Source organism: Streptomyces huiliensis, assembly GCF_020037025.1.
GTDB lineage: Bacteria > Actinomycetota > Actinomycetes > Streptomycetales > Streptomycetaceae > Streptomyces > Streptomyces huiliensis.
In genome coordinates this window covers 1-2784 of record NZ_JAIQLH010000069.1, presented here as the reverse complement: position 1 = coordinate 2784, position 2784 = coordinate 1, and the positions used below count along the sequence as shown (strand labels likewise).

At 72.2% G+C, this 2784-nt stretch carries 2 protein-coding genes; both read left to right on the top strand.

Annotated features, from left to right (window positions below; genetic code table 11):
- The first annotated feature begins 153 nt into the window (after positions 1 to 153).
- Positions 154 to 795, top strand: a complete 642-nt coding sequence (locus JNW98_RS14490) for a hemerythrin domain-containing protein (RefSeq protein WP_223768616.1) — start codon at positions 154 to 156, stop codon at positions 793 to 795.
- Positions 796 to 1052: 257 nt separating this feature from the next.
- Positions 1053 to 2784: PLL family lectin (locus JNW98_RS14485; RefSeq protein ID WP_223768615.1), on the top strand; the 1732-nt coding region annotated here is incomplete at its 3' end.

Here is a 2784-nt window from a genome sequence, read left to right as displayed (position 1 = left end):
GGGGGCGGGCAGCGCCCACCGGATGCCGCACAGCGGGCCCGCGCCGCGCGGCCCGATCGGCCAACCGGGCCTATGGGAGGCGCCCCCGGGCCGGGTCGCCCGGTCGGCAGGGAAGGGAACCCCCGACCATTCGCCTTCCGGAGGAGGAGCGACGTGCCGGACCGTACGGACCTCGTCCGCGAGCTGACAGCCGAGCACCGGGCGGTCGACGCCCTCTTCGACGCCGTCCGCGCGACACCGCCCGGGGACCCGCGGCGGGGCCGGCTCGCCGCCGAGGCCGCGGCGCGGCTCGCCCGGCACGGCGCGGCCGAGGAGCGGTACCTGTACCCGGCCGTGCGCCGGTACCTGCCCGACGGCGCGGCGTGGGCGGAGCGGCTCGCGGACCGGTCGCGGCTCGACGGCGTGCTGCGAGACCTCGACGGCCGGGCGCCCGGCGACCCGGCGTTCACCGGCCTGCTGGTGGCCCTCGTCGAGGAGGCGACCGCGCACGCCCTGGAGCACGAACAGCGCCTCTTCCCCCGGCTGACGGCGGCGTGCCCGCCGGACGTGCTCCGGGATCTCGGCGAGCGGGTCCGCGCGGCCCGGCGCGCGCCGGCCGCCGCCGTCGGCCCGGCCCCGCGCGGCTCCTGGGCCGGCCGCCTGCTGCGCAGGCTGTTCGGCATGGCCGTGGTGGCCGGACAGCCGTTCCAGGGCCGGTTGGAGGAGGAACTCGGACAGCGAGCGGCTCTGGAGCCGCCGGCCCCCGGTCCTGACCAGCACGCGGGGCCGGGGCGGACGGCCTCGGCGGCGAAGTAGCCCCACTGGTTGCGGGACCGGTACTTGAGACATCCGGTCGATTACGGCGCGTCCGGTTTCTGTGACTGTGAGGTGGGGGAGGTTCGGGCCGCCGCCCCGACCCGTGGGGGTGTGGAGCGTTTTGCATGGAAGGGGATTCTGTGACGGAACGTGGGGATGCACCGCCGGCGGAACGACTCGAGCGGCTGCGCAACTCGTTGATGGGAACGTCCACCAGGGCGCGGGCGGAGCGGTTTGCGACGCAGGGGCACCGGAACGTGCTGATCGGTGCCTCGTTGCACGCTGCGGACCGGTTACGGCAGGGCAAGACGGTCACCGACCTGGAGCGGTGGCTGTTGGATGTGCTGAGGTCGGCGCTGCCCGAGCAGGAGGTCAAGGACTGGGGCCGGGTGTACCGGGAAGCGGTGCAGGCGCTGGGCGAACGGGTGGCCGTGGTGCCCCCGGCCGTTTCCGGTCGGCCGGTGGGCACCGGCTTCGCTCTCACCGATCTGGGGGTCGTCCTGCCCGCGGTGGGTCAGGAGCACGCGGCGCTGCCCAATACCTCAATCGTGGACCGGGAGGCGATCGCGGCCGGCAAACACGTTGACGGTTCCTCGTTCGTGCAGGCGCTCCCCTCGTACGGGTTCGGCGCCACCGTGTTCCAGCGGCCTCGGCGCGTGTCGAGCGCCGCTCACGTCACCGGAGACCCGTCTCGGCTCCGGCCGGAGCGGGCGCCGGCGCCGACGTTCCGGGTGAAGCTGGAGTTGGAAAGCTTCCGGTGCAAGCGGGCGGTGGGCGACCAGGGGGGCGGCAAGGACGAAATCTACTGGGCTTCTTCCACCGGCAGTGACAAGCAGCCGGGCATGGGCTTCATCTCGCAGGAGTTCGGCAAGATGAAGGCCAATGAGACCGGCACCTTCGACGCCTCGCGCCGGACCGTCTTCGACGGGCGGGTCAGCGAAGGCCTGGTGCTGTCTCTGTCCTGCTGGGAGGCGGACCAGAGCCCCCCGGCATGGGCCCGGGCCCTCCAGACCGCGCTGACGGAGATGAGCGATCGGATCTTCAGCCACTGGGGGTGGGCTCTGGCCGGCATGCTGCCCGGCGGTTACACGGAAATGCTGGTCGGCCTGGCGGCGGAAATCGCCGGCATGTTCGCCTGGGTCGTCAACCACGTCCGCAACGAGGACGACCTCTCGTGCGCTCGGGTCATCTTCCTCGACCAGTACGATCTGGCGCTGATGGCCCGCGGCAAGCTCCGCACCTGGGACTTCAACGGCGATGGCCACCACCAGCTGACCGTGGCGTACAGCGGCGACACGGTGCCCTTCCCCGTGGGAGCCCTGGAGTACGCGGTGCGTACCGGCAGCGGCCTCGCTGCCCGCTGGTCAGTACCGGTCACGCTCCCGTGGGACAGCATGACCGCGCCCGCGCTGGCGTCGTTCAAGGGCAGGCTCCACTGCGTGTACGTCCGGCCCGACAGGGCCGTGATGTGGACGGTCCTGGACGGAACGGTCTGGAGCGAGCCCCAACAGATCCACGGGTGGGCTTCCCTCTACGCGGTCGCGCTGTGCGAGTTCAACGGCAGGCTCCACCTCGCCCTGACCGGCATGGACGACGTACTGCGGTGGGCGACCACCGGCAACGGCACCTCCTGGACCCAGGTGACGTCGGTGCCTTCGAAAGCGGAGCGGGCCCCGGCCCTGGCCGTCGGCGATGTGGACGTGTACCTGTGGATGAACCACTCCGGTCCGGACGGTCGGCTCAACACCCACTGGCTGCACAAGACGGGGACCTCCTGGCATGGCAGCTGGAGTGACAATCTCGGCTGGGTCGTCGCCCGGCCCGCTGCCATGGCCAGGTACAAGGGTCAGCTGTGGCGGGTGGCCACCGGGACGGACCAGCGCATGTACGCGGCCACCGGGACGAACAAGCTGTACGGGACGCAGATGCGGCCCCACTGGAGCAGTGCCGGCACCATCAGTTCGTGGCTCAGCACGCACGGTCCTGCCC